This window comes from Flavobacterium tagetis (genome assembly GCF_016735615.1).
Classification (GTDB): Bacteria; Bacteroidota; Bacteroidia; order Flavobacteriales; family Flavobacteriaceae; genus Flavobacterium; species Flavobacterium tagetis.
In genome coordinates, this window is record NZ_JAERSF010000003.1 from 812,309 (window position 1) to 838,421 (window position 26,113).

The window sequence follows — 26,113 nt, forward strand, 5'->3', positions numbered from 1 at the left end:
GATTATAATTAATTGTTATTTAAGTTGTTAAATGTGGAAATTAATTGCCTGAATATTCCGTAATTACTGGTTTGACTAATTAATTAGTATAAATATTAATCAATTAGTTTTGATACTAATTAATTAGTAGCTATATTTGTCAAAAGAATTTCTACTATGATAAAATTAGCCAAACGAGAAGAACAGATTATGCAGGTTTTTTGGGATTTAAATAAAGCCTTCATCAGGGATATTATTCCATTGTTGCCAGATCCCAAACCACATTATAATAGTGTTGCGACGATTGTCAAAATATTAGAAGAAAAAGGGTTTCTAAATCGGGAAACAATAGGGAATATGCATTGTTTTTTTCCTGTAATTCAAAGAGAAGAATATCAACAATTTGCGCTGAAAGATGTTGTGAGTCAGTATTTTGATAATTCGTATCCACGAATGCTTGCCTTTTTTGCTAAAGAGCAAAAATTAACCGAAAAAGAATTGGACGAAATCGTAAACATGATAAAAAAAGATTCTAAATGATACCTTATATTCTATACACAGCGCTTATTCTTTTTGCTTGCCTTATGTTTTATAAACTGCTTTTGCAGAAAGAAACATTTTATAATTTGAATAGATTTGTTTTGCTGGCATGCATGCTAGTAGCTTTTACTTTGCCTTTGTTTCCGATTCCGCAGCAATTCTCCCTTCAAAAACAGAAAGTAACTGCAGCTATTCCTTCCATAAAAAAAACAGTTGCAAAAGAACCAACTGCTGAGCTGAAAACACTTCCTGTAAATGAAGTTGTAGTAAATGAAACAAAGCAACAATTTAATATGGCTTTGGTCATGCAGTGGATAGTGTATTTGTATTGGTTTGGTGTCATTGTTTTTGCGCTTAATTTTTTGATGCAAGCTGTTATATTATTTTACAGAGCGTATACATCAGAGATTATTCGGGATGGAAAATTTAGAATTGTCGAAATAACAGGCGATAAAGCACCTTGTTCTTTTGCTAATAATATTTTTATAAATCCTGAAAAATACGAATGGGAAACGTACAATCAGATTTTGCTGCATGAAAAAATTCACATTGAGCAAAAACATACTATTGATCTTTTGCTTGCAGAAATCGTACTTGTTTTTCAGTGGTTTAATCCTTTTGCTTGGCAATGGCGAAAAGCATTAGAAAGTAATCTTGAATTTTTGACTGATAACGAAATGCTACAACAAGGTAGCGTAGAAAAAGAAAGTTATCAATTTAGCCTGCTTAAAGTTGCGGCGCCACAATTTCCTTTGAGTCTTACAACTAACTATAATCAATCATTACTCAAAAAACGAATCATTATGATGAATTCAAAAAAATCAAACGTAAACACAACATGGAAATATTTTTTCCTGTTACCATTATTGGTATTATTTGCCTGCCTTTTTAATCAACCGGCAGCGCAAAGTCAGACGTTAACTTCGAATCTTAAAAATGAAGAAACTAAAGCGAGTCCAAACACTCAAAAGGGGGATGAAACCGAAGGAAACTGGTTTGCCACAATCAAAGGCAATACGGTAGAAATGGAATTTAAAAACGACGAGAATAGCCATTCTACTCATACTTATGATATTAGTGAGTTTAGCGGATTATCAAAAGATAAACAAGGAACATTTTCTCTAACTCGTGAAGCGGGAACAATGAACTTTACCGGAAAATTTGAAGGAAATACCGGAAAGGGAACGTATAAGTTTGTTGGCAATAAAAATTTCGCCAAAGAAATGGCTGCACAAGGAATTACATTGGCAGATGATACAGATCTTATGGTTTTCTTTGCTGTAAATATAAAAACGTCGTATGTAAAAATGCTGCATAAAAAAGGGTATAAAAATGTAGACAAAGAACAAGTAATTCCGTTGGCGGCTTTAAACGTAAGTGAAGATTACATTGATTCTATTAAAGATGCCGGAATTGGAAATATAGATATTGAAACGCTGATTCCTTTTAAATCCTTAAACATTGATAAAGCTTTTATTGAAGATATTATTAAATCAGGTTATAAGAATGTTTCACCAGAAAATCTGATCACTTTAAAATCTCAAAATATTGACGGAAAGTATATTAATGATTACCGTTCTTCGGCAAAAACAAAAAAGAATGAAAATGGAGAAGGAGATGAGGACAATATTGTTGCTTTCAAAACTTTAAATATAGACAAAGCTTATATTGATTCTTTTAAGAAAATAGGTTATAATGATCTTTCAAACGACGACTTAATTGCTTTAAAAACTTTAAATGTAACTCCAGAATATGTTGGTCAATTCGAAAAAGTAGGCTATAAAAACATTTCGTCTGAAAATCTTACGGCTTTAAAATCGCAAAATATCACGGCAGATTTAATTAAGGAATATAAGGATCTGGGTTTTTCAGATCTAGATTTAAATGATATCGTGGGTGCAAAAGCGGTTGGTGCAACGCCAACTTTCATTAAAGCTATGAGAGAAAAAGAACATAACTTTAAAGATATTGGAAAGTATATAGCTTTAAAAGCAGTTGTTGGCAACTAAGCTGATATTGCTTTTGATAGTTAAAGCAATACATTTTCTCTGTAAATAAAATATTCAAGTTGTAAGACTACAATCAAAATATACTAATAAAGCCCAAATCTACAGATTAGGGCTTTATTTTTTAGACAACTTCAAAAAACAGTTGTTTTAAAATAGTATACTCAAACGAATAATTTAAATAAAACCATTTCATACCAAAATGCTGTAAAAAATGTTGTTGGTCGAAATTCTATTCGAGAGATTTCAATTTATAGTACATTTATGCTTTATAGACTATTTTAAAGCAGATCAGCAATGAAAAAAACATTCCTTTCCTTATGTCTTTTGTGTATAATTTTTAGCAGTTCGGCACAAGAATTTGCTAATGCGCCAAAGCCTTTTGGACCAGTTCCGACACAAAAGCAAATCGATTGGCAGGAAATGGAATTTTATGCATTTGTACATTTTTCATTAAATACATTTACCAATAAAGAATGGGGTTATGGTGATGAATCGCCAGAACTTTTTAATCCATCGCAATTAGATGTTCGACAATGGGCGCGCGTGGTAAAAGAGGCGGGAATGAAGGGAATTATTTTGGTGGCCAAACATCATGACGGTTTCTGTTTATGGCCTTCAGCTTATACAGAACGTTCCGTAAAGAATTCACCTTGGGAAAACGGAAAAGGAGATTTGGTAAAAGAATTGGCTGCTGCCTGTAAAGAATACGATTTAAAATTGGGATTATATCTTTCTCCTTGGGACAGAAATCATCCGCAATACGGCAAACCTGAATATATTACTTATTTCAGAAATCAGTTAAAAGAATTATTGACCAATTACGGAGATGTTTTTGAAATGTGGTTTGACGGTGCAAACGGCGGAGACGGTTATTATGGAGGCGCAAATGAAACTAGAAAAATCAATTCGCTGACCTATTATAATTGGGATGAAACCTATAAATTAATTTATGATATCGCACCAAAAACCTTAGTTTGGGGAGTTGGACCATCTGAAGCAAGATGGATAGGAAATGAAGAAGGGCGTGCGGGAAAAACCAATTGGTCTTTACTACGCCAGAAAGATGAATTGGCAGGAAAAGTGCATTATACCGAATTTATGTCTGGGCATGAAGATGGAGAAAAATGGGTTCCTGGTGAAGCCGACGTTTCAATAAGACCAGGATGGTTTTATCATTCAGTAGAAGACGATAAAGTGCGTTCGCTTGACGAAATGGTGGATATTTATTACGAATCGATTGGACGAAATGCGACTTTATTATTAAATCTTCCAGTTGATACGCGAGGTTTGGTTCATGAAAATGACGAAGCAAGATTGAAAGAGTTGGTTGCCACTATTAAAGCCGATTTCAAAAAAGAACTATTAGCAGAAACTCAGGTTCAAGCTTCAAACATTCGTGCAAACGATTTGAATTTTGGTCCGCAAAATGTAATCGACGGAAACAAAAATACCTATTGGGCAACAGACGATAAAGTAAAACAAGCTACAGTTGAATTTACGTTTAAAAAGCCAACAGTAATCAATAGAATTTTACTTCAAGAATATATTAAACTTGGGCAGCGTGTAAAAACATTTTCTATTGAAGTAAAAGTGGACGGACAATGGAAAACCATTGCTAATGAAACTACAATTGGTTACAAAAGAATTTTGCGTTTAGATCGCGTTACAGCTTCTGCACTTAGAGTTAACGTTTTAGATGCAAAAGCTGGATTTGTAATCAATACAATCGAAGCTTATAACGCGCCGACTTTTGTAAAAGAACCGCAAATTTTTAGAGATAAAAATGGTTTGGTGACAATTAAATCAGAAGAAGGGAACGCAATTTATTATACTTTGGATGGAAAAGCGCCTAATGAAAAAAGCACTTTATATAAAGCTCCATTCGTATATAATAAAGAAGTAGAAATTAAAGCTATTTCACGAAATACTAAGGAGAAAATCAACAGTGGCATAAAGTCGGCAAAATATGGAGTTTCTAAAGAGAAATGGAAAGTAATTTCGGTTTCTAGTGGTGACAGTAAATCTGTAGAGCGAATAATTGACGGAAATGCAGATACAGATTGGAGTTTTGGAAATGATGAAAACAAGTTGCCTCAAACTGCCATTGTAGATATGGGAGAATTGATCAGTATTAAAGGTTTTACCTATACGCCACAGCAGGTTGGTAACAATTTAAATTTGATTTCAAATTATGAATTGTATACAAGTGTAGACAGTTTTTACTGGGACAAACAATCAGAAGGAGAATTTTCGAATATTAAACATAACCCAATTGAACAAGTTAAAAGTTTTACTGCAGTAAAAGCAAGATTTTTGAAATTTGTCGCTACAGCTGCTGTTGGAAAAGCACAAACAGTTTCGATTGCTGAAATTGGTGTTGTGGAATAAATATCCTTTTTGAAAATTTGAAATTACTTAAAGTTTCCTATTTTGTTTTCTGACGAGCGGCAGCCGTTATTAGTCGAATTTTTAATACGAGCGGATAATTTAATTCTACTTTTATCTTGCGTTAATTAAAACAGCAAGAGTGGCATGATTAAAGAAGATATAGGTTTTAGAGAAGCAGGGAAATTTGAAGAGACTCGTTTTGAGAAAATTCACAATGTTATTTTCGAATCGTCGCAAGAAGCTTCTTTATTGGTCGCTCGTGAAATTGCCAATTTAATTCAGAGAAAAAATGAACTGAACGAACCTTGCGTTTTAGGTTTAGCTACAGGTTCTTCGCCTATCAAAGTTTACGAAGAATTAGTAAGAATGCACAAAGAGGAAGGGCTTAGTTTTGCTAATGTCGTTACTTTCAATTTGGACGAATATTATCCGATGGATAAAAATGATATTCAGAGTTACTATCATTTTATGCATGAGCATTTATTTAATCATGTTAATATTCATCCAGAAAATATCAATATTCCAGACGGGCAGGTGAGTGCCGAGGAACTGCAGCAATATTGTATTGATTATGAGATGAAAATTATCTCTTACGGAGGATTAGATTTTCAGCTTTTAGGGATAGGAAGAACGGGACATATCGGGTTTAATGAACCTGGTTCTCACGTGAATTCAGGAACAAGAAGCATTACGCTTGATCATATTACGAGAGTTGACGCGGCTTCTTCTTTTTTAGGAATAGATAATGTTCCGAGAAAAGCCATTACGATGGGAATTGGAACCGTTAGAAATGCAAAAAGAATTGTTTTACTAGGTTGGGGAATTAGTAAAGCAGGAATTATAAAAAATACAATCGAAGGAGAAATTTCTTCGCAAGTGCCAGCTACGTATTTACAAGAGCACAACAACACAACATTTGTTCTAGATACAGAAGCTTCGTCTGAATTGACAAGAGTTAAAACGCCTTGGCTGGTTAAATCTTGTGTTTGGACAGATGAATTAAAATTAAAAGCGGTGGCTTGGTTAAGCGAACTGACTAAAAAAGCCTTCCTAAAACTGACAGATAAAGATTATAATGACAACGGAATGTCAAGTCTTTTGACTGAGGAAGGAACTGCATATGATTTGAACATTAAGATGTTTAATAAAATGCAGCAAACCATCACGGGATGGCCGGGCGGAAAACCCAATGCTGATGATACGTACAGACCGGAGCGTTCCACGCCGGAAAAGAAAAGAATTATCATTTTCAGCCCGCATCCAGATGATGATGTGATTTCGATGGGAGGAACTTTTGACCGTTTGATAGAACAAGGACATGAAGTGCATGTAGCATATCAGACATCAGGAAATATTGCCGTTTCTAATGAAGAAGCGTTGAAGTTTGCTGAAATTTCAAAAGCATTGAATCCAGATTCTAGAATGTCTGATAAATTAATCGAATTTCTTCAGAACAGAACTGGTAATGAAATTGATTCACTTGAAGTAAGAAAATTAAAAGGACTAATTAGAAGAAGTGAATCTTTTGGAGCAACACGCTATTTAGGTTTGCCAGATTCTAATGTTCACTTTTTAGATCTTCCGTTTTACGAAACAGGAACAGTTAAAAAGAATAATCTTTCGGATGCAGATATCGACATTATGTGTGATATTATTGAAAGAATAAAACCGCATCAAATTTATGCCGCAGGAGATTTAGCAGATCCGCACGGAACTCATAAAGTGTGTTTAGACAGTTTGTTTGAAGCTTTAAAAAGATTAAAACAAGAAAGCTTTATGAATGACTGCTGGGTTTGGCTTTACAGAGGTGCTTGGCATGAATGGGAATCGTACCAAATTGACATGGCTGTACCAATGAGTCCTGACCAGGTTTTAAAGAAACGACATGCAATTTTTTATCACCAGTCTCAAAAAGACGGCGTTATGTTTCAAGGTGATGACAGCAGAGAGTTTTGGGTTCGAGTTGAAGACAGAAATAGATTGACTGCAGAAAAATATCACAACTTAGGATTAGCAGATTATTCGGCTATCGAAGCGTTTAAGCGTTATCATTTCTAAGAGCTTTTTGCAGCAATAAAGATAATAGACTATTTCATGGTTTATTTTGGTTAGTTACCTATAATTGAGAGAAAATGCAGCTGTGGTTGGCTGCATTTTCATTTTTATATGTTTCTGGTTTTTTACCGCAAAGTTTTTTTTTAACCGCGCGCTAAGATTTACGCAAAGTTCGCAAAGATTTTATTTTTACGTTGCCTGGAAATTGAGCATAAAAAAAGTTCGCAAAGCTTAACGAATAGCTTTGCGAACTTTTTTATTTTTCTTTTATATTGAGCAAAAAAACTTTGAGAACTTTGCGTAAATCTTAGCGCACTTTGCGGTTAAACCTTTAGATAGAAGAGTTTAGGATTTTCTGTTTTACTTCGTCTATATAAGATCTTCCTATAACGTATCGAAGTCCTTCAATTTCAATGCTGTTTCCTTCCACGGCGTCAATTTTGTCAATTGCAATCGTGTATGATCTGTGTATTCTAATAAAATCTCTTTCTGGCAATAAACTTGTAAAATCAGATAAAGTGCTGTGAATGATGAACTTTCCAGAAGTAGTGCTTATTTTTAAATAATCCTTTAAACTTTCGATTACTAGAATTTCGTTCAAGAAAATCTTCTTCATTTTTTTCTTGTCGATTTTAACGAAGATAAAAGGATTTTCTTTGCTGTTTTCTTGCGGAAGTTTAGCTCCTGCATTATTAAGACGTTTATTGATTTTGTTTACGGCTTTCATCAAACGCGGAAACTCAATTGGTTTTACCAGATAATCCAAAACATCTAGTTCGTAAGTCTCAATTGCAAACTGATCGTAAGCGCTTGTAATAATAAGCAACGGCGGATTTTCTAAACTTTTAATAAAATTAATACCATCTAAAACAGGCATGTTGATGTCTAGAAAAATTACATCAATAGTATTGTTTTTCAAGAAATTCAATCCCTCAATAGAATTGCTAAAAGTATTTACCAATTCTAAATCCTCAATCTGTTCAATATAATTTTTAATAACGTTTATTGCCAATGGCTCATCATCGATAATTAAACACTTTATTTTCATTTGTAAATACTATTTTAGGCCGATGTTTGGTTTTTTGTAGGTATAGTTTTCTAAACTGATAAAAGCTGGGGCTATGTGACTTTTATAACTAGTTTAACGACAAAAATATTCTTTTTATTTTTAAATGAAAGCTTATAGTCATTTTTATTATATCCTAATTCAAGTCTTTTTTTGACGTTTTCAATACCTATACCACTTGCCTTGTTAAAATTATCTTTATGTACGGTAAATTCGGGCATAGGGTTTGAAATGGTGAAATATAAAAAGTCTCCTTTTACTTTAAAACGAATATCTATAAGTACATTTCCCGTGTTTTTGTTCACGCCATGTTTGAATGCATTTTCGACGAAAGTCAAAAGTAAAACAGGAGAAATTTCTTTATCGTGAATATCTCCAGAAATAGACATGTCGACTTCCAAACGCTCTCCGTTTCTGATTCTTTCTAAATCAAGATAATTCTGAATGCAAAGAATTTCATTCTCCAAAGACTGTTTCTTTTCTTTTGTTTCATAAAGCATATAACGCATTAATTCTGAAAGCTTCAAAACTATTTTTGGAGTTTTATTTGATTTTTCTACAGAAAGCGAATAGATATTATTTAAGGTATTGAAGAAAAAATGTGGCGAAATCTGAGTTTTTAGAAACAAAAGTTCGGTCTCCAGCTGAGATTTTTCTAAATCGGTTACACGTCTCTGTTCCTGTAAAAGATCGAGTGTGATTTTAATGGCGGTCACAAAAGTCATTACATACAATTCGCCCATCATCATATCGATAGTATAGTTGAGTGTTAAAGTATTTATGGTTTCTGGACCTTCGGGCCAAACGTTGTGTGTGATTAATAAATAAGTCAAATTGAATTTTAAAACCACCATGACAAAAATCGCCGACAATACACTTACTATATATAGGAAGTATTTTTTTTTGTAAACCAAATGAGGCATCAGAACCAAAATATTCAGATAACATAATGCCATGTGAATAGGGAATCCTAATAAAGTGGTTTTTAATGAATAAACATAATCGTTAAAATAACTTCCCCATCGGAATGTATTGAACACAAAATACGTCAGCCAGAAGTAAACATGATAGCGTATAGGTAAACTGTATGGTTTGCTTGAGTTGAAAATCATAATCGTAGAAAAGAATGTCGTTTGTTACTATTTTTTGATGTTTAGGGCTGTTTAAATGTCGTCCGTCTAAAAATATTTTGGTAAAAGTTGAATTTATCTAAATTTAAAGTTAAATTAATATTGTTTTGATATGAAGAAAATTACTCTGCTCTCTTTAACGGTAATTTTTGCTGCAAGTTGCAAAATAAATGTAGATAAAAACAAAGATCACAAAAGTTTTGCAACAAATTATGTAGACCCTTTTATTGGTACTGGCGGTCACGGACATACGTATCCTGGCGCAACAGTTCCGTTTGGGATGCTGCAAGTGAGTCCAGATAATGGAGTTTCAAGCTGGGACTGGTGTTCGGGCTATCATTATTCTGACTCAATAGTTTCGGGTTTTAGTCATTTACACTTAAGCGGAACAGGAATCGGTGATTTGGCAGATATTTTATTTATGCCGACAAACAAAAAGTTAGACTTAACCGCCAAAGCCGCTTCACGCGATTTCCTTCCGTATAAATCAAAATATAATCATGTTAACGAAAAAGCAACACCGGGTTATTACCAAGTTTTTCTTGAGGATCCTAAGATCAATGTAGAATTAACTTCTACACAAAGAACCGCATACCATAAGTATACCTATAACAATAACGACACACAATCTGTTGTTGTCGATTTAGGTTTTGCTATTAATTGGGACAAAGCAACAAAAACAGCTATTACAGTTGAAGATGCAAATACTATTAGCGGTTACCGTTATAGTACAGGTTGGGCAAAAAATCAGAAAGTATTTTTTGTAGCAAAATTTTCTAAGCCAATTATTGAATCTATTATTACGGTAGATAAAAAAGTAGTTTCTGCGAAAAGCGCTGAAGGCGAAAATACTGCTCTTCAATTATTTTTCGATCCTAAAAACTCTAAAGAATTAGACGTAAAAGTGGCGCTTTCTTCTGTAAGTATCGCTAATGCGAAAGATAATCTAGAAGAGAACAAAGAATTTGAGAAAGTAAAAACAGACGCTTCTGCAGTTTGGAACAAAGCATTAAGCAAAATTACAGTTGAAACTCCAGTTGATTCTTTAAAAACGATTTTCTATACGGCTTTATATCATGCTCAAGTTGCTCCAGTAACGTACAGTGATAAAAACGGACAATTTAGAACGGAGGATGATAAAATTGTAACTTCAAAAAATTACACAGCGTATTCCACCTTATCTCTTTGGGATACGTTTAGAGCTGAAAATCCGCTGCTAACTATTTTAGATCCGAATAGGGTTTCAGATATGGTGAATTCGATGTTAGCGTACTACGAAACCAAAAAGATACTTCCGGTTTGGACTTTATATGCAAATGAAACCAACACAATGACAGGATATCATTCGATTCCGGTTATTGTTGATGCTTATTTAAAAGGCATTAAAGGTTTTGATGCTGAAAAGGCTTTTGAGGCAATGAAAGCAACAATGATGCAGGACGAACGCGGATTGAATTTCTACAAAAAATACGGATATATTCCATACAACTTATTAGACGAATCAGTTACGATTACTTTAGAATATGCTTATGATGATTGGTGCGTTGCTCAAATGGCAAAAGCTTTAGGAAAAACAGCTGATTATGAGTTTTTCTCAAAACGTTCAAAAGCTTACGAATATTTATTTGATGCCAAATCTGGTTTCATGAGAGGAAAATCTGAAGATGGAAAATCTTGGAATGAGCCTTTCGACCCAAAACACTCTAATCACAGAGAACATACAGATTATACTGAAGGAAATGCTTGGCAACACAGCTGGTTTGTGCCTCATAACGTTGACAATTTTATTAAACTTCATGGCGGAAATGCCACTTTCACAAAACGTTTAGAACAGTTATTCACAGAGAGTTCTGAAATTACAGGAAACAATGTTTCAGCAGATATTTCTGGTTTGATCGGACAATATGCACACGGAAACGAGCCAAGCCACCACATTGCTTATATGTTCAACCATGCAGGTCAGCCTTGGAGAACGCAATATTGGGTTCGTCATATTTTGGACACACAATATAATACCACAGCAAATGGTTTGAGCGGAAACGAAGATTGCGGTCAAATGTCGGCTTGGTATGTATTTAGCTCAATGGGATTATATCCTATGAATCCAGCTTCGGGAGAATACGAAATTGGAAGTCCAATTTTTGAGAAATCGACTTTAAATCTTCCAAACGGAAAAACTTTTGTAATTGAGGCAGAAAATGTTTCAGACAAAAATTTCTATATCCAATCAGCTACTTTAAACGGAAAAACATTTAATAAAACAGCCATTTCTCACCAAGAAATGCTAAAAGGCGGTGTACTTCATTTTGTAATGGGAGCACAGCCAAACCAAAATTGGGGTCTAAACTAACTAATTCAAAATAAATAATTTAATGAACATTATTGACGTATCAATCATTTTAATCTATATCGTACTCTCGGTCGGTATCGGAATCTGGATTTCAAGAAAAGCATCAAAAGGACTTGATGATTATTTCCTTGGAGGGAAATCAATCAAATGGTATTTCTTAGGATTGAGCAATGGCTCAGGAATGTTTGATGTTTCAGGAACTTCCTGGATGATTGGAGTTTTATTTTTATATGGCGTAAAAAGTTTCATGTTTATGTGGCTTTGGCCAATCTGGAATCAGATTTTTGTCATGATGTTTCTCGCAGTCTGGATTAGAAGATCAAAAGTAATGACGGGATCTGAATGGATTTTAACTCGTTTTGGAAGCGACAAAGCTGGAAAAGCATCGCATATTATTGTAGCTATTTTTGCTATTATTTCTACAATTGGTTTCATCGCTTATTTCTTTGTTGGAATCGGAAAATTTGTAACCATCATTCTTCCTTGGGATTTAACAGTTCACATGAATGGTTCTGTTTTCTTGACTTCAGAACAAGCTTATGCATTGTTAATCATTTTCTTAACTACAATTTATACGGTTAAAGGCGGAATGTTTTCTGTAGTTGCGACAGAAGTAGTGCAATATATTATTATGATTGTTGCCGGAGTTTTAATCGCGGGTTATGCATTCATCAATTATACAGATATTCAAATCAATTCGGTTATTACGCCAGAATGGAAAAATGTTTTCTTCGGATGGGAATTTGAAACGCAATGGAGCGATAAATTCGAAACTTTCAACAGATTAATTGATACTGAAGGTTACAAAATGTTCGGCGCTTTCATTGGAATGACTTTATTCAAAGGATTTTTCGCGAGTGTTGCAGGACCAACTCCAAGTTATGATTTACAGCGTGTTCTTTCTACAAAATCTGTAAAAGAAGCGGCTTACATGAGTGGTTTTACCAACTTGATTTTATTTATTCCAAGATATTTATTAATCACAGGAATTGTGGTTATTGCATTGGTAAATTTAGCTCCAGAATTAAACGCAAACGTTAATCTAACAGGAGCAGATTTAGAATTATTGATGCCAAAAGTTGTAAATCTTTATATCCCAGTTGGAATTAAAGGAATTCTTTTAGCAGGATTATTAGCCGCTTTCATGTCTGGATTCTCAGCCTTCGTAAATGCAGGTCCAGCGTATATTGTAAATGATATTTACAAAAAGTATTTCAAACCTGTTGCTTCAAACAAACACTATATTAAAGTAAGTCAGATTTCTTCTTTCTTGGTTGTTGGTCTTGGAGTTTTCATGGGATTCTTTGCAGATTCAATCAACTCATTAACACTTTGGATAACAAGTGCTTTATACGGAGGATACGTTGCAGCCAACTTCTTAAAATGGATTTGGTGGCGTTTCAACGGATGGGGTTATTTCTGGGGAATGGTCGGCGGATTAATCGCAGCTTCTCTTCAATTCATTTTAGATCAAAACAAAGGAAATTTAGCAGCTGGAACATTCTTGCATGATCTTTCGCAAGTACCATCGATTTATTTATTCCCATTAATTTTCGGAATGTCAATTTTAGGTTGTCTTTTAGGAACTTACTTAAGTAAACCAACTGATATGGAAGTTTTAAAATCTTTCTATTCAAACGTAAGACCTTGGGGATTCTGGACTCCAGTTTACAAACAATTAAAAGCAGAAGATCAGTCTTTCCAAAAAAATAATGATTTCTATTTTGATATGATGAATTGTGTAATTGGTATTATCTGGCAGTCAAGCATGATTCTGCTTCCGATTTATTTCATTATTAGAGATTATCCAAAAGCTTTAGTAGCATTAGCAGTTTTCTTAGTGACGACTACAGTGCTGAAGTTTACTTGGTTGGATCGAGTTAGGAAGATTGAAGAATAGATATTTTGTAGAGGCAAGATTAAAGAAGCAAGATTTTAGAGTAGAGAATTTCTCCAAAGTTTGTCATTTCGACGAAGGAGAAATCTCCACGAGCAGCTCTACAAAGATTGGCAACTTACGAGATGGAGCTTCTTGCGAAGATTTCTCCTTCGTCGAAATGACAAAACTGTGTGTGACGGCTCAAAGCACAGTCATAGACACAAGAATAAAAAACAAAAAACAAAAAACTAATAAATAAAAAAACAAAAAATGAGTACTATTCCTTGGCAAGACAGACCCGAAAACAGTAAAGATGTAATGTGGAGATATTCTGAGAATCCAATTATCGACAGATATTCGATTCCTTCATCAAACAGTATATTCAATAGTGCAGTTGTACCTTTTGGAGATGGATATGCTGGGGTTTTCAGATGTGATAATAAAGCAGTTCAGATGAATATTTTTGCTGGTTTCAGTAAAGATGGTATCAATTGGGACATTAACCACGAACCAATTGTAATGCAGGCTGGAAATACAGAAATGATCGAATCTGCTTATAAATATGATCCTCGTGTGGTTTGGATCGAAGACCGTTATTGGATTACTTGGTGCAATGGTTACAACGGACCAACAATTGGTATTGGTTACACTTTCGATTTTAAAGAATTTTTCCAATGCGAAAACGCCTTTTTACCATTCAACAGAAACGGAGTTTTATTCCCGCAAAAAATTAACGGTAAATACGCAATGTTAAGCCGTCCAAGTGATAACGGACATACGCCTTTTGGAGATATCTGGATTAGCTACAGTCCAGACATGAAATATTGGGGAGAACACAGATTGGTGATGAAACCAAGTCCGTTTGAGCAAAGCGCTTGGCAATGTACAAAAGTAGGAGCAGGACCAATCCCAATCTTAACAGACGAAGGATGGTTAATGATTTACCACGGAGTTATCAATACTTGCAACGGTTTCCGTTATGCAATGGGTTCAGCACTTTTGGATGTTGATTCTCCAGATCAGGTAAAATACAGAACGCAGCCTTATTTATTAGGACCGGCTGAGACTTACGAAATGGTTGGAGACGTGCCAAACGTAGTTTTCCCTTGCGCTGCTTTACACGATATTGAAGAAGATAAATTGGCAGTTTATTACGGAGCTGCAGATACTCACGTTGCAATCGCTTTCGGAAAACTGAGCGAAGTAATTGAGTTTACAAAAAATAATAGTTTATAATATAAAAGATGCATAGTAGAAGTAATTTATTGTCCCTTGCCGTTTTTTTTGTTGGATTGATGGGTTATGCGCAATCTGAAAAACCGGTTATACCGAAAAGTTATATTGCCTATAAAACGTCAAGCGAAATTGTTATTGACGGCAATGAAGCAGACAAAGCTTGGGAAAAAGCATCTTGGACAACTCCTTTTGTCGACATAGAAGGTGTTGAAACTCCAAAATACAAAACTCAGGTTAAGATGCTCTGGGACGATAAATACTACTATATCCTGGCAAAAATGGAAGAGCCTCATGTTTGGGCAAATCTAAGACAGCGCGATACAATTATTTTCTACAATAATGATTTTGAGGTTTTTATTGATCCAGATAATGATACTCATAATTATTATGAATTAGAAATTAACGCATTAAATACTGCTTGGGATTTATTTATTAATAAACCTTACAGAGAAAAAAATACGGTTTTAAACGACTGGAATATAACAGGTTTAAAATCGGCTGTAAAGGTTGATGGAACTTTAAATAATGCCTCAGATACAGATAAAGGCTGGACATTAGAAATTGCAATTCCGTGGTCGGTTTATAAAACATCCTATTTTGATGACATTGTTCCAAAAGATAAGTTTTGGAGAGTCAATTTCTCTCGAGTGAATTGGCAGCATTCTATCGTTGACGGAAAATACGAAAGAAAAAAAGATTCAGAAGGAAAGTTTCTCCCAGAATACAATTGGGTTTGGTCGCCTATGGGAGTGATAAATATGCATGAGCCCGAAAAATGGGCTTATGTATACTTCTCTTCAAAAGAAAGCGATGATAAATTTACAATTCCGCAGGAAGAAAAAGTAAAATGGGAGCTTTATACTTTGTATCGTGCTCAAAAGAGATATTTTGATAAAAATAAATCATGGGCAAAATCACTGCAAAGTATCAGTAAAAAAAATATAGTTGTTGATGGAAAAGTTTTAAAACCAGTTTTAGAAAATCATTCATCAGGATTTAATATCTTGGTAAAGAGTCCTTTTTCAAACAAAACCTTAATAATTAAAGAAGATGGTAAAATTATTACGAACGAATAAGCTGCAAAAACTATCAAAAGTTTTAGTGTTAGCGCTTTCGCTGAGTTTATTCTCGTGCGGACAAAAAGAAAATATAGATCAGCAAAACGGTAAATTCACTTTTGGAGTCTGGACCACTGCCGACGCTAAAAAATCAGATGCAGATTATTCGAAAGAATTCAAAAAATACAAAGATGGCGGAATCGATGAAGTTTTAATTAACACGCAAACCGATCCGAAACTATTAGCAAGATTGGTTCCCCTTGCAACAAAAGAAGGACTAAAAGTGCACGCTTGGATTATGGCAATGAATCGTCCAAATGATTCAGTTGCTTTACAGCATCCAGATTGGTATCAAGTAAGCAAAGAAGGAAAATCTTGTTTTGATAACCGTCCGTATGTAGATTATTACCAATGGCTTTGCCCAACTAAAGAAGAATCTAGAAACCACGTTTTAGGTTTAGTGGAAGGTTTAGCAAAAGTTGAAGGAATTGAAAGCGTACATTTAGATTACATTCGTTTCCCAGATATTTTCCTGCCAATTAGTTTATTGCCAAAATACAACTTGGTTCAGGATGTAGAATTGCCGCAATTCGATTTCTGCTATTGTGATGCCTGCGTAAGCAAATTTGAAAAAGAACATCACAAAAATCCAAAAAATAGCCACAACACTTCAATTGATATGGAGTGGAAAAACTTCCGTTTGAATGCAGTAAAAGCTGTGGTCGACGATGCTTATAAAATTGCCCATAAACACAATAAGAAATTAACGGCAGCCGTATTTCCTTATCCAGAAATGGCAGATCACATGGTGCGCCAGCGTTGGGACAAATGGAATATTGACGAAGTATATCCAATGATTTATCATAGTTTTTATGATGAAGAAATTGACTGGGTAGGTTACGCAACCAAACAAGGTGTAGCCGATTTAGAAGGAAAACCGACAAAAGTAAATACAGGAATTTATATTCCAGGATTGAAATCGGATGCAGAATTGAAAGAAGCAATTTTGCTGGCTAAGAAAAATGGCGCAACCGGAGTTTCATTTTTTGACGGAAATGCTTTATCTGATAGTAATTTAAAAACAATTAAGTCCGTAAAAGCATCGTTATAGTCGATTTTACTCGGATTAAAAATTTTTACGAAGTAAATTGCAGCGTCAAGAACAATTGAATTCTTAATGTTGAACCAAAAAACAAGAAAACCACATGTCAAATAGAAGAGATTTTATCAAGAAAACAACTTTAGGCACTTTAGCTATAAGTTCTGTTTTAGGCGTAAGCGGATTTGCTGCGAATCATGAAAACGAAGTTGAAGAACCAAAAGAAAAAAAGCAGACCAAACCAATTATTATTTCGACATGGAATCATGGTTTACCTGCTAATAAAGAATCTTGGAAGAATTTAAAAGAAGGAAAATCAGCTTTAGATGCAATCGAAGCTGGAATGAAAATACCTGAAGCCGATCCGAATGTCCGCAGTGTTGGTTATGGAGGATATCCGGATCGCGAAGGAAAAGTTACTTTGGATGCCTGTATCATGGATCACAACAGTAATTGCGGTTCTGTTTGTTTTTTACAAGGAATCAAACACCCGATTTCTGTGGCTAAAAGAGTATTGCAAAATACGCCTCACGTAATGTTAGCAGGGCAAGGTGCATTGCAGTTTGCTTTGTCTGAAGGTTTTAAAGAAGAAAACTTACTAACGCCAGAATCTGAAAAAGACTGGAAAAAATGGCTGGAAGATTCTAAATACAAACCAGTCATTAACATCGAAAACCACGACACCATAAGTATGCTAATGTTAGACCAAGAGGGCAATCTTTCTGGCGGCTGTACCACAAGTGGAGCAGCTTGGAAAATGCACGGACGCGTCGGTGACTCCCCAATAATCGGCGCGGGTCTTTTTTTGGACAACGAAGTAGGCGCAGCAGCTGCAACAGGTTTGGGCGAAGCAGTAATTAGAACTGCCGGAAGTGCTATGGTGGTAGAATTAATGCGTCAAGGAAAATCTCCTTATGACGCTTGTAAAGAAATCACAGAGCGCATTTACAACAAACACAAAAATCATAAGGACATGGAGTATCTGCAAGTTGGTTTTATTGCTTTAAATAAAAACGGCGAATATGCAGGTTACAGCTTAAGATCAGGATTTAATTACGCTGTTTCTGATGATGCAAAAGGGCATAGAATGGAAGACGCGAAATTTAAAATGTCTTGGGATAAATAATTATAACGTTTAGAACTTTGTCAAAGTTTGAAACTTTGACAAAGTTTTTTCGACACTGTTTTGTCATCCTGAGGAACGAAGGATCACACAAGTAGATCGACAAAGATTGGCGAGTTACTTTGAGGAATTTCTAGTGTGATCCTTCGTTCCTCAGGATGACAAACTAAACCTAAAAAACTAAATCTTTAAAAGTTCTTAATAAGTAACTTTTAGAGAAACCAAAAAACAAAGAATGAAAAAATTAGTATTCCTATTAACCCTAATCTCTTCAATTTTCTCGGCAAATGCGCAGAAAATTTATACGGAAAATGATATTCGCATCATTCCTAAACCGACTCAGACCCTTATTAAAACAGGTGTTTTTGAATTTACAAAAGACACTAAGTTTGTAGTAAACGGTGATTTCCAAAAAGATGCTGCAAATGCTTTGGCTTCTAAATTTGGGACTGCTGCAGGATGGAAACCAGAAGTGACTACAAAAGCGCCTGCGAGTAATTATGTTTTATTGAAAACAGATCCGAACTTAAAGAATGAAGCTTACGTTTTAGATGTAAACCCGACTAATATTATTATTTCTGCGAAAGGGAATAATGGTTTTCTATACGCTTTAGAAAGCATCAGACAATTACTTCCTGAAGCAATTGAAAGTCAGTTTGCGATTACTTCTGCAAAATGGCAGATTCCAAGTTTAACGATTAATGACGAACCTCGTTTTAAATGGAGAGGTTTAATGCTGGATTTTTCACGTCATTTCTTTGATAAAAATTATGTTTTAGCGACAATCGACCGTTTGGCAGCACATAAAATGAATGTTCTGCACATGCATTTAGTAGACGATCAGGGGTGGAGAATTGAAATTAAAAAATATCCAAAACTAACAGAAGTTGGTGCATGGAGAGTAGATCAGGAAAACAGAAGCTGGAATGCCAGATTAACGACAAATCCTGACGAAAAAGGAACTTATGGCGGATTCTTCACACAAGAAGAATTAAAAGAAATTGTAAAATATGCCGCAACAAAAGGAATTGAAGTAATTCCGGAAATCGAAATGCCAGCACACGTAAGCAGTGCCATTGCATCTTATCCGGAATTGGCTTGTTTCGATCAGAGAATTGGAGTTCCTTCTGGAGGAGTTTGGCCTTTAACAGATATTTACTGTGCAGGAAAAGAAACTACTTTTGAATTTTTGCAAAATGTAATTGATGAAGTAATTACCATTTTCCCTTCAAAATACATTCATATTGGTGGTGATGAAGCCACTAAAACGAATTGGGCAAAATGTCCGCACTGCCAAAAAAGAATCAAAGACGAGCGTTTGAAAAGTGTTGACGAATTACAAAGCTATTTTGTAAAACGTATGGAAAAATACATCAATTCAAAAGGTAAAAGAGTTATCGGTTGGGACGAAATTTTAGAAGGCGGTTTAGCTCCAGATGCGACAGTAATGAGTTGGAGAGGAATGAAAGGCGGAATTGAAGCAGCAGATCAAGGTCATGACGTAATTATGACACCAGAAACTCCTTGTTATTTCAACTTTTACCAAGGTCCTCAAAACGAAGAACCTTTAGCTTTTGATGCTTATAATCCGTTAAGCGAAGTGTACAAATTTGATCCTGTAGTTGCAACAATGACACCGCAGGAAGCAGCGCACGTATTAGGAGGACAAGCCAATTTATGGGCAGAACATATCGCGGGTCCAAAAGATTCTGAGTATATGATTTTTCCAAGATTAGCGGCTTTATCAGAAACATTATGGAGTCCGAAAGAAAAACGCAATTGGAATGATTTTACATCAAGATTATTCTCAATGTTCAAACGTTACGATTATCAGGGATTGAATTATGCGAAAAGCGCTTATTTGGTAACCGCTTCTTCTACAGCTGATTTGGGGAATAAACAAATCAAAGTAGAGTTGAAAAATGAGTTCCCAAATCCAGATATCCGTTATGTTTTAGGAAACCAAAGCATTGATCATCATGCTATAAAATATACGACTCCAATTGAAATAAAAGAAACAACAGTTTTAAAAGCTTCTTTATTTCAGGATGACAAACCAGTTGGAAAAACATTCACAGACACTATAGTTTTCCATAAAGCATTTGCTCAAAAAGTAAAATATTTGACTCCGTTTAATAGTAATTATAAAGGAGATGCCAATACGATGGTTAATTCAATCAGAGGAAGTAAAAATTTCCATGACGGACAATGGCAGGCTTGGCTGGTTAATGATATGGAATTGGTAATTGATCTTGGAAAAGTAGAAAGTATAGAACAAGTAATTGTTGGAACTTTAGAAAGTCAGGGAGCAGGAGTTAATTTCCCAATTCAGGTGAAAGTTTTAATTTCTACTGATGGAATTAAATACACGCAAGTTGGAAAAGTAATGCGTCCGTATACGGTAAATCCAATTCCGGAATTGAAGGATTTCAAAATCAATTTCCAAAAACAAAATGCACGTTTTGTAAAAGTAATTGGAGGCAACTTAAAGAAAAGTCCAAAAGGAGAAAGTTCATGGTTGTTTGTGGATGAGATTTTGGTGAATTAAATGTTTTAAAAAATGAATAAGATATTATTTAAGCTCGGAGTATTATTGATTTGCTTGATGCCGTTTTTTACAAATGCTCAAACAAAAGGATTTTCTATATCTAATGGAGAATTTCAAAAAGATGGGAAAACTATAAAAATACATTCGGGAGAAATGCATTACGAGCGTATTCCTAAAGAATATTGGAGACATAGACTGCAAATGATTAAAGCTATGGGATTGAATACCGTGGCAACTTATGTGTTTTGGAATTATCACGAAATTGAGCCAAATGTATGGGATTTTAAAACAGGAAATAAAGATTTAGCTGAGTTTTTACGTATTGCTAAAAGCGAAGGATTATATGTAATTCTTAGACCAGGCCCGTATGCATGTGGTGAATGGGAATTTGGTGGATATCCGTGGTGGTTACAAAACAATCCAGATTTAGTAATTCGTACCAATAACAAAGCATTTTTAGAAGCTTGTAAAACTTATCTAGAACATTTATATGCAGTCGTAAAAGGAAATTTTGCTAATCAAGGAGGGCCAATTATTATGGTTCAGGCTGAGAATGAATTTGGTTCTTACGTTTCTCAAAGAACTGATATTAGTGCTGAGGATCATAAAGCATACAAGACAGCAATTTACAATATACTTAAAGAAACGGGGTTCCCAGAGCCATTTTTTACTTCTGATGGTTCTTGGTTGTTTGAAGGCGGCATGGTTGAAGGCGTGTTGCCAACTGCAAATGGGGAATCAAACATAGAAAATTTAAAGAAGCAGGTTGATAAATACCACAAAGGGCAAGGGCCTTATATGGTCGCAGAGTTTTATTCTGGCTGGCTGGATCATTGGGCAGAACCATTTATTAAAATTGGATCTGAAGAAATTGCAAGTCAGACTAAAAAGTATCTTGATGCAGGTGTTTCTTTTAATTATTATATGGTACACGGCGGTACTAATTTTGGATTTACCTCTGGAGCAAATTATAATGAAGAAAGTGATATTCAGCCCGATATTACAAGTTATGATTATGATGCACCTATTAGCGAAGCAGGTTGGGCAACACCAAAATTCATGGCTATTCGTGAAGTAATGCAGAAGTATTCTAAAACAAAATTAGCACCTATTCCAGAGAAAATTCCAGTTGTAAAATATCCTAATCAGCCTATCAAATCAAGTATGGATGTTTTAAGTTGGATCAAAAAAGAAAAACCTGTTGTAAATGACCAGCCTTTAACATTTGAAAAGTTAGGTCAGGGACATGGATATGTTTTATATCGTAAACGATTTACGCAGCCAATTTCTTCTGGCAAATTGAAAATTGAGGGATTGAGAGACTTAGCTACCGTTTATGTAAATGGAGTTAAGGTGGGTGAATTGAATAGAGTTTTCAAAAATTACGAGTTAACCCTTTCTATTCCTTTTAATGGTATTTTAGAAATTCTGGTTGAAAATATGGGACGTATTAATTACGGAGCCGAAATAGTTCATAATACTAAAGGTATTATTTCTCCAGTATTCATTAATGAATATGAAATTAGTGGCGGATGGGAAATGTATAAAATGCCGATGAGTGAAGTTCCAGCTGTTAAAAATGAAACCGTAAAACCTGGACGACCAGTTTTGTATGAAGCTACAGTAAACATCGATAAACTAGCTGATACTTTTCTTGATATGACCAATTGGGGAAAAGGAATTGTATTTGTTAACGGACACAATCTTGGACGCTACTGGAAAGTAGGACCACAACAAACACTATATGTGCCAGGTTGTTGGTTGAACAAAGGGGTAAACAATTTTGTTGTATTGGAGCAGCTTAATGAAAAGGCTCAGACAGAATTAACTTTTACAGATCAACCGATATTGGATAAACTAAACTAGAAAACAAAGAATAATAAATTATAAATTAGATTAAAGATGAAAAAAGGAATATTCATAATCGCCCTTTTATTTTCAGCTCAGATATTCGCTCAGGCGATTTATGAAGATGAAAGATACGTACCAGAAACTGATCCGTTAGTTGTAAAGAACTTAGACGAATGGCAAGGCAAAAAATTTGGATTGCTAATGCATTGGGGAACTTACAGCCAGTGGGGTATTGTAGAATCTTGGTCTATTTGTCCAGAAGATTATGGATGGTGCGAACGTAAAAAAGGAAGCAATCCATCTAATTATAATGATTATATCAAAGATTACGAAGGTTTAAGAAAGACTTTTAATCCAGTAAAATTCGACCCTGCAAAATGGGCAAAAGCGGCTAAATATGCGGGAATGAAATACATGGTTTTTACCACCAAACACCATGATGGTTTCAATATGTATGATACTAAATATTCTGATTACAAGATTACGAGTAAAGATGTTCCTTTTCATACGAACCCGAAAGCAGATGTTTTAAAAGAAATTTTCAACTCTTTTAGAGGAGAAGGTATTTCAACTGGAGCTTATTTCTCTAAACCAGACTGGCATAACGAAAACTATTGGGATCCTTATTTTCCTCCATTCGACAGAAACGTAAACTACGATCCGTCTTTATACCCTGAAAAATGGCAGAAATATGTTGATTTCACGCACAACCAAATCTTAGAAATTCTTTCTAATTACGGAAAAGTAGATATCTTATGGTTAGATGGAGGATGGGTTAGAAAAAGAGACCAAGTGAACATCAAAGAAAACTACGACGAGAAATTTACTGAAAACGAATCTAAAAACGGTTTCATTAAACACAGAGTGGTAGATCAAGATCCAAAAATGGATGAATTGGTTGTTAAAGCACGTCAAAAACAACCAGGATTAATTGTGGTAGACAGAGCGGTTCACGGTAAAAACCAAAACTATTTAACTCCAGAAGGACGTGTTCCTGAAAAAACATTACCCTATCCTTGGGAATCTTGTATTCCAGCAGGTGGTGGATGGTCTTATTCTCCAGGTGCTCAATACATGACAGGAAGACAAGGTATTCATTTGTTGATTGATATTGTAGCAAAAGGTGGTAACTTATTATTAAACGTTGCTCCAAGTCCAGAAGGAGAATGGGATAAAGGTGCGTACGATTTATTACAAGCTTACGGTGACTGGATGAAAGTAAACAACACAGCGATTTACAACACAAAACCAATCGAACCTTACAAAGAAGAAAACATTTGTTTTACACAAAATAAAGCGGGTAATGTATTTGCATTTTATTTAGCTAAAGAAGGAGAAGACAAAATTCCTGCTGAAGTTACTGTAAAAGCTATCAGTCCTAAAAAAGGAACAAAAATTACGATGTTAGGTTCTAAAACTTCTTTAAAATGGACAAAAGAAGGAAACGGATTTAAAGTAGTAATTCCAGAAAGCTTAAGAAATAATCTTCCTGCAAAAGAAGCGTGGACTTTAAAAATTGAAGCGATCAACAGATAAAAAATGAAACCTATGGTTTTAAATACAAACAAATTTCAAACAGCATGTATTTTTTGCATGCTGTTTTTTAGCATTACGATTTCTGCGCAGGAACCTGCCGATTTCGTGAATCCGTTTATTGGGACTTCCAATTATGGTGCGGCTTATCCGGGACCAATTGCTCCGCGTGGAATGGCAAGTATCAGTCCGTTTAATGTGGCTGGAGTAAAGAATACTCCAATGGAAAAAGACAGTCAGTGGCTTTCGAATCCGTATGTGAATGAAAATACCTTTTTGACAGGATTTAGTCAGGTGAATTTAAGCGGAGTTGGCTGTCCAGATTTGGGTGTTATTTTATTGATGCCAACAACTGGAGCAGTTGAAATCGATCACTTAAAATACGGTTCAACTTATTCTAATGAAGTTGCCAAAGCAGCTTATTATAGCGTAAACATCGACAAATACAAAGTTAAAGGCGAATTTACCACTTCAAAACGAGTGGGCGTGAGCAGATTCACTTTCCCGAAAGGGCAATCTAATATTTTATTAAATCTTGGATTGGGATTAACCAATGAAGAAGGAGCAATGATAAAAGTGGTTTCTTCTACAGAAATTGAAGGAATGCGTTCGGTTGGTTCGTTTTGTTACAATAGCCCAGAAGATGCTTATCCAGTTTATTTTGTGGCTCAATTTTCTAAACCTGCCCATAAATTTGGAGTTTGGAAAAAAACTGCAAAATACAACGGCGTTGAAGCACAATGGATGGGTTACAACGGAAAAGCGAGAATAATGGAAAATACCATTAAAACCGTAGTAGGTGATAGTATTGGAAGTTATTTTACCTATAAATTCGACAAACAAGAAACGGTTGAAGTGAAGATTGGAATTTCGTATGTAAGTATCGAAAATGCTCGTGAAAACTTAGCAAAAGAGGTTGGTAACAGATCTTTTGATGCAATTTACAAAGAAACCTACAGCGAATGGAACGAAGAATTGTCTAAAATTTTGGTTGAAGGTGGTACAAAAGATGACAATACAATTTTCTACACAGCTTTGTATCACACTTTAATTCACCCAAATACTTTAAATGATATTAACGGACAATATCCCGTAATCAAAAGAAGTAAAATTGCGAAAACAGATGACACCCGTTATACCGTATTTTCTTTGTGGGATACGTACCGAAATGTACATCCATTGATGTCTTTGGTTTATCCAAAACAGCAATCTGATATGGTGAAAAGTATGTTGACTATGTTTGATGAAAACGGCTGGTTACCCAAATGGGAACTGAATTCGACTGAGACTTTTACCATGGTTGGAGACCCTGCAAGTATTGTAATTACAGATAGTTACATGAGGGGAGTTCGTGATTATGATGTTAATAAAGCCTATTATGCGATGTTGAAAGGCGCAGATAATGTTGAAAATAATCCGCTTCGTCCTGGATTGAAAGATTATATCAAAAAAGGATATTTGACAACCGACAACAAAGGCCCAGTTTCTACAACTCAGGAATATAATATTTCAGATTATTCTATTTCGCTTATGGCCAACGAATTCGGTGACAAAGACAATGTAAAACGTTTTAAAGAACGTTCATTATCCTACAGAAAATTATTCGATAAAAACTTAAATCTGCTTCGTCCAAGAACGCCAGACGGAAAATGGTACGAGCCATTTGACCCAAATTCAGGAGCCAATTTTGAAGAAAACATTGGTTTTATCGAAGGAAATGCATGGCAGTATAATTTCATGGTTCCTCACGATATTATCGGATTGAAAAAATTAATGGGAGGAGATCAGGCATTTTCGGCACAATTGCAGAAAATCTTCGATAGCAAACAGTTTGATATGGCAAACGAACCAGATATTGCCAATCCGTACTTATTCAATTATGTGAAAGGCGAAGAATATAAATCTCAGGATATGGTAAAGAAATTGGTTCGCGAATATTTCAAAAATGAACCAAAAGGATTACCAGGGAATGATGATACAGGAACTATGTCGGCTTGGTTAGTGTATTCGATGATGGGAATTTATCCAATATCTCCGGGAGATCCAATTTATACAATTACGACGCCGATGTTTCATAGAGTAACAATCAAATTAGATCCAAGATATTATAAAAAAGAAAACATCATTATTGAAAGACAAGAAAATAATGGTGGAAAAATCAATTCGATTGAGCTAAACGGAAAATCACTTAATACTTTCTTTATTTCACATGATGATTTTGTGAATGGCACAAAGCTTAAGGTGATTCAAAACTAAACACACAACACAA

At 34.9% G+C, this 26,113-nt stretch carries 16 protein-coding genes; 14 read left to right on the forward strand and 2 right to left on the reverse strand.

The features are described 5' to 3' along the window. Nucleotides 1-156 precede the first annotated feature (156 nt). The 4 genes from JI750_RS17370 to nagB all read left to right on the forward strand — a co-directional run bounded on the left by JI750_RS17370 (nucleotide 157) and on the right by nagB (nucleotide 6,974). Nucleotides 157-519, forward strand: a complete 363-nt coding sequence (locus JI750_RS17370) for a BlaI/MecI/CopY family transcriptional regulator (RefSeq protein ID WP_202004990.1) — start codon at nucleotides 157-159, stop codon at nucleotides 517-519. Next, the gene (locus JI750_RS17375) at nucleotides 516-2,528 is read left to right on the forward strand and encodes a M56 family metallopeptidase (RefSeq protein ID WP_202004993.1); all 2,013 of its coding nucleotides are present in this window, start codon (nucleotides 516-518) and stop codon (nucleotides 2,526-2,528) included. The genes JI750_RS17370 and JI750_RS17375 overlap by 4 nt, the downstream gene beginning before the upstream one ends. Before the next feature lie 294 nt (nucleotides 2,529-2,822). Next, nucleotides 2,823-4,916, forward strand: coding sequence for an alpha-L-fucosidase (locus JI750_RS17380; protein ID WP_202004996.1), 2,094 nt, complete (start codon nucleotides 2,823-2,825; stop codon nucleotides 4,914-4,916). 144 nt (nucleotides 4,917-5,060) lie between these two features. Continuing rightward, nucleotides 5,061-6,974, forward strand: coding sequence for a glucosamine-6-phosphate deaminase (nagB, locus tag JI750_RS17385; protein WP_202004999.1), 1,914 nt, complete (start codon nucleotides 5,061-5,063; stop codon nucleotides 6,972-6,974). Between the two features lie 328 nt (nucleotides 6,975-7,302). Here nagB and JI750_RS17390 read toward each other — a convergent pair whose 3' ends face one another. Together JI750_RS17390 and JI750_RS17395 are read right to left on the reverse strand one after the other, a co-directional pair. Further along, nucleotides 7,303-8,019, reverse strand: a complete 717-nt coding sequence (locus tag JI750_RS17390; RefSeq protein ID WP_202005001.1) for a LytR/AlgR family response regulator transcription factor — start codon at nucleotides 8,017-8,019, stop codon at nucleotides 7,303-7,305. A gap of 71 nt (nucleotides 8,020-8,090) precedes the next feature. Next, a complete protein-coding gene (locus JI750_RS17395; RefSeq protein ID WP_202005005.1) occupies nucleotides 8,091-9,149 on the reverse strand; it encodes a sensor histidine kinase in 1,059 nt (352 codons plus the stop codon). 130 nt (nucleotides 9,150-9,279) lie between these two features. Here JI750_RS17395 and JI750_RS17400 point away from each other — a divergent pair, with 130 nt between their 5' ends. From JI750_RS17400 to JI750_RS17445, 10 genes are all read left to right on the forward strand, one after another. Continuing rightward, nucleotides 9,280-11,517 (forward strand): GH92 family glycosyl hydrolase, encoded by a 2,238-nt coding sequence (locus JI750_RS17400; RefSeq protein WP_202005008.1) that lies wholly within the window; start codon nucleotides 9,280-9,282, stop codon nucleotides 11,515-11,517. 22 nt (nucleotides 11,518-11,539) lie between these two features. After that, the gene (locus JI750_RS17405; RefSeq protein WP_202005011.1) at nucleotides 11,540-13,417 is read left to right on the forward strand and encodes a sodium:solute symporter family protein; all 1,878 of its coding nucleotides are present in this window, start codon (nucleotides 11,540-11,542) and stop codon (nucleotides 13,415-13,417) included. Between the two features lie 249 nt (nucleotides 13,418-13,666). Further along, nucleotides 13,667-14,632: a glycoside hydrolase family 130 protein gene (locus JI750_RS17410; RefSeq protein ID WP_202005014.1), complete on the forward strand. Its 966-nt coding sequence runs from the start codon at nucleotides 13,667-13,669 to the stop codon at nucleotides 14,630-14,632. An 8-nt stretch (nucleotides 14,633-14,640) separates the two neighbouring features. Further along, nucleotides 14,641-15,708, forward strand: a complete 1,068-nt coding sequence (locus JI750_RS17415; RefSeq protein WP_202005017.1) for a carbohydrate-binding family 9-like protein — start codon at nucleotides 14,641-14,643, stop codon at nucleotides 15,706-15,708. Next, a complete protein-coding gene (locus JI750_RS17420; RefSeq protein ID WP_202005020.1) occupies nucleotides 15,683-16,801 on the forward strand; it encodes a putative glycoside hydrolase in 1,119 nt (372 codons plus the stop codon). The genes JI750_RS17415 and JI750_RS17420 overlap by 26 nt, the downstream gene beginning before the upstream one ends. A 94-nt stretch (nucleotides 16,802-16,895) precedes the next feature. Then, nucleotides 16,896-17,915 (forward strand): isoaspartyl peptidase/L-asparaginase family protein, encoded by a 1,020-nt coding sequence (locus JI750_RS17425; protein ID WP_202005023.1) that lies wholly within the window; start codon nucleotides 16,896-16,898, stop codon nucleotides 17,913-17,915. 232 nt (nucleotides 17,916-18,147) lie between these two features. Next, the gene (locus JI750_RS17430) at nucleotides 18,148-20,460 is read left to right on the forward strand and encodes a glycoside hydrolase family 20 protein (protein WP_202005026.1); all 2,313 of its coding nucleotides are present in this window, start codon (nucleotides 18,148-18,150) and stop codon (nucleotides 20,458-20,460) included. 12 nt (nucleotides 20,461-20,472) lie between these two features. Beyond that, the gene (locus JI750_RS17435; protein ID WP_202005029.1) at nucleotides 20,473-22,326 is read left to right on the forward strand and encodes a beta-galactosidase; all 1,854 of its coding nucleotides are present in this window, start codon (nucleotides 20,473-20,475) and stop codon (nucleotides 22,324-22,326) included. 36 nt (nucleotides 22,327-22,362) lie between these two features. Then, the gene (locus tag JI750_RS17440) at nucleotides 22,363-23,847 is read left to right on the forward strand and encodes an alpha-L-fucosidase (RefSeq protein WP_202005032.1); all 1,485 of its coding nucleotides are present in this window, start codon (nucleotides 22,363-22,365) and stop codon (nucleotides 23,845-23,847) included. Nucleotides 23,848-23,859: 12 nt separating this feature from the next. Further along, nucleotides 23,860-26,100, forward strand: a complete 2,241-nt coding sequence (locus JI750_RS17445; protein WP_202005035.1) for a GH92 family glycosyl hydrolase — start codon at nucleotides 23,860-23,862, stop codon at nucleotides 26,098-26,100. Nucleotides 26,101-26,113: the final 13 nt, after the last annotated feature.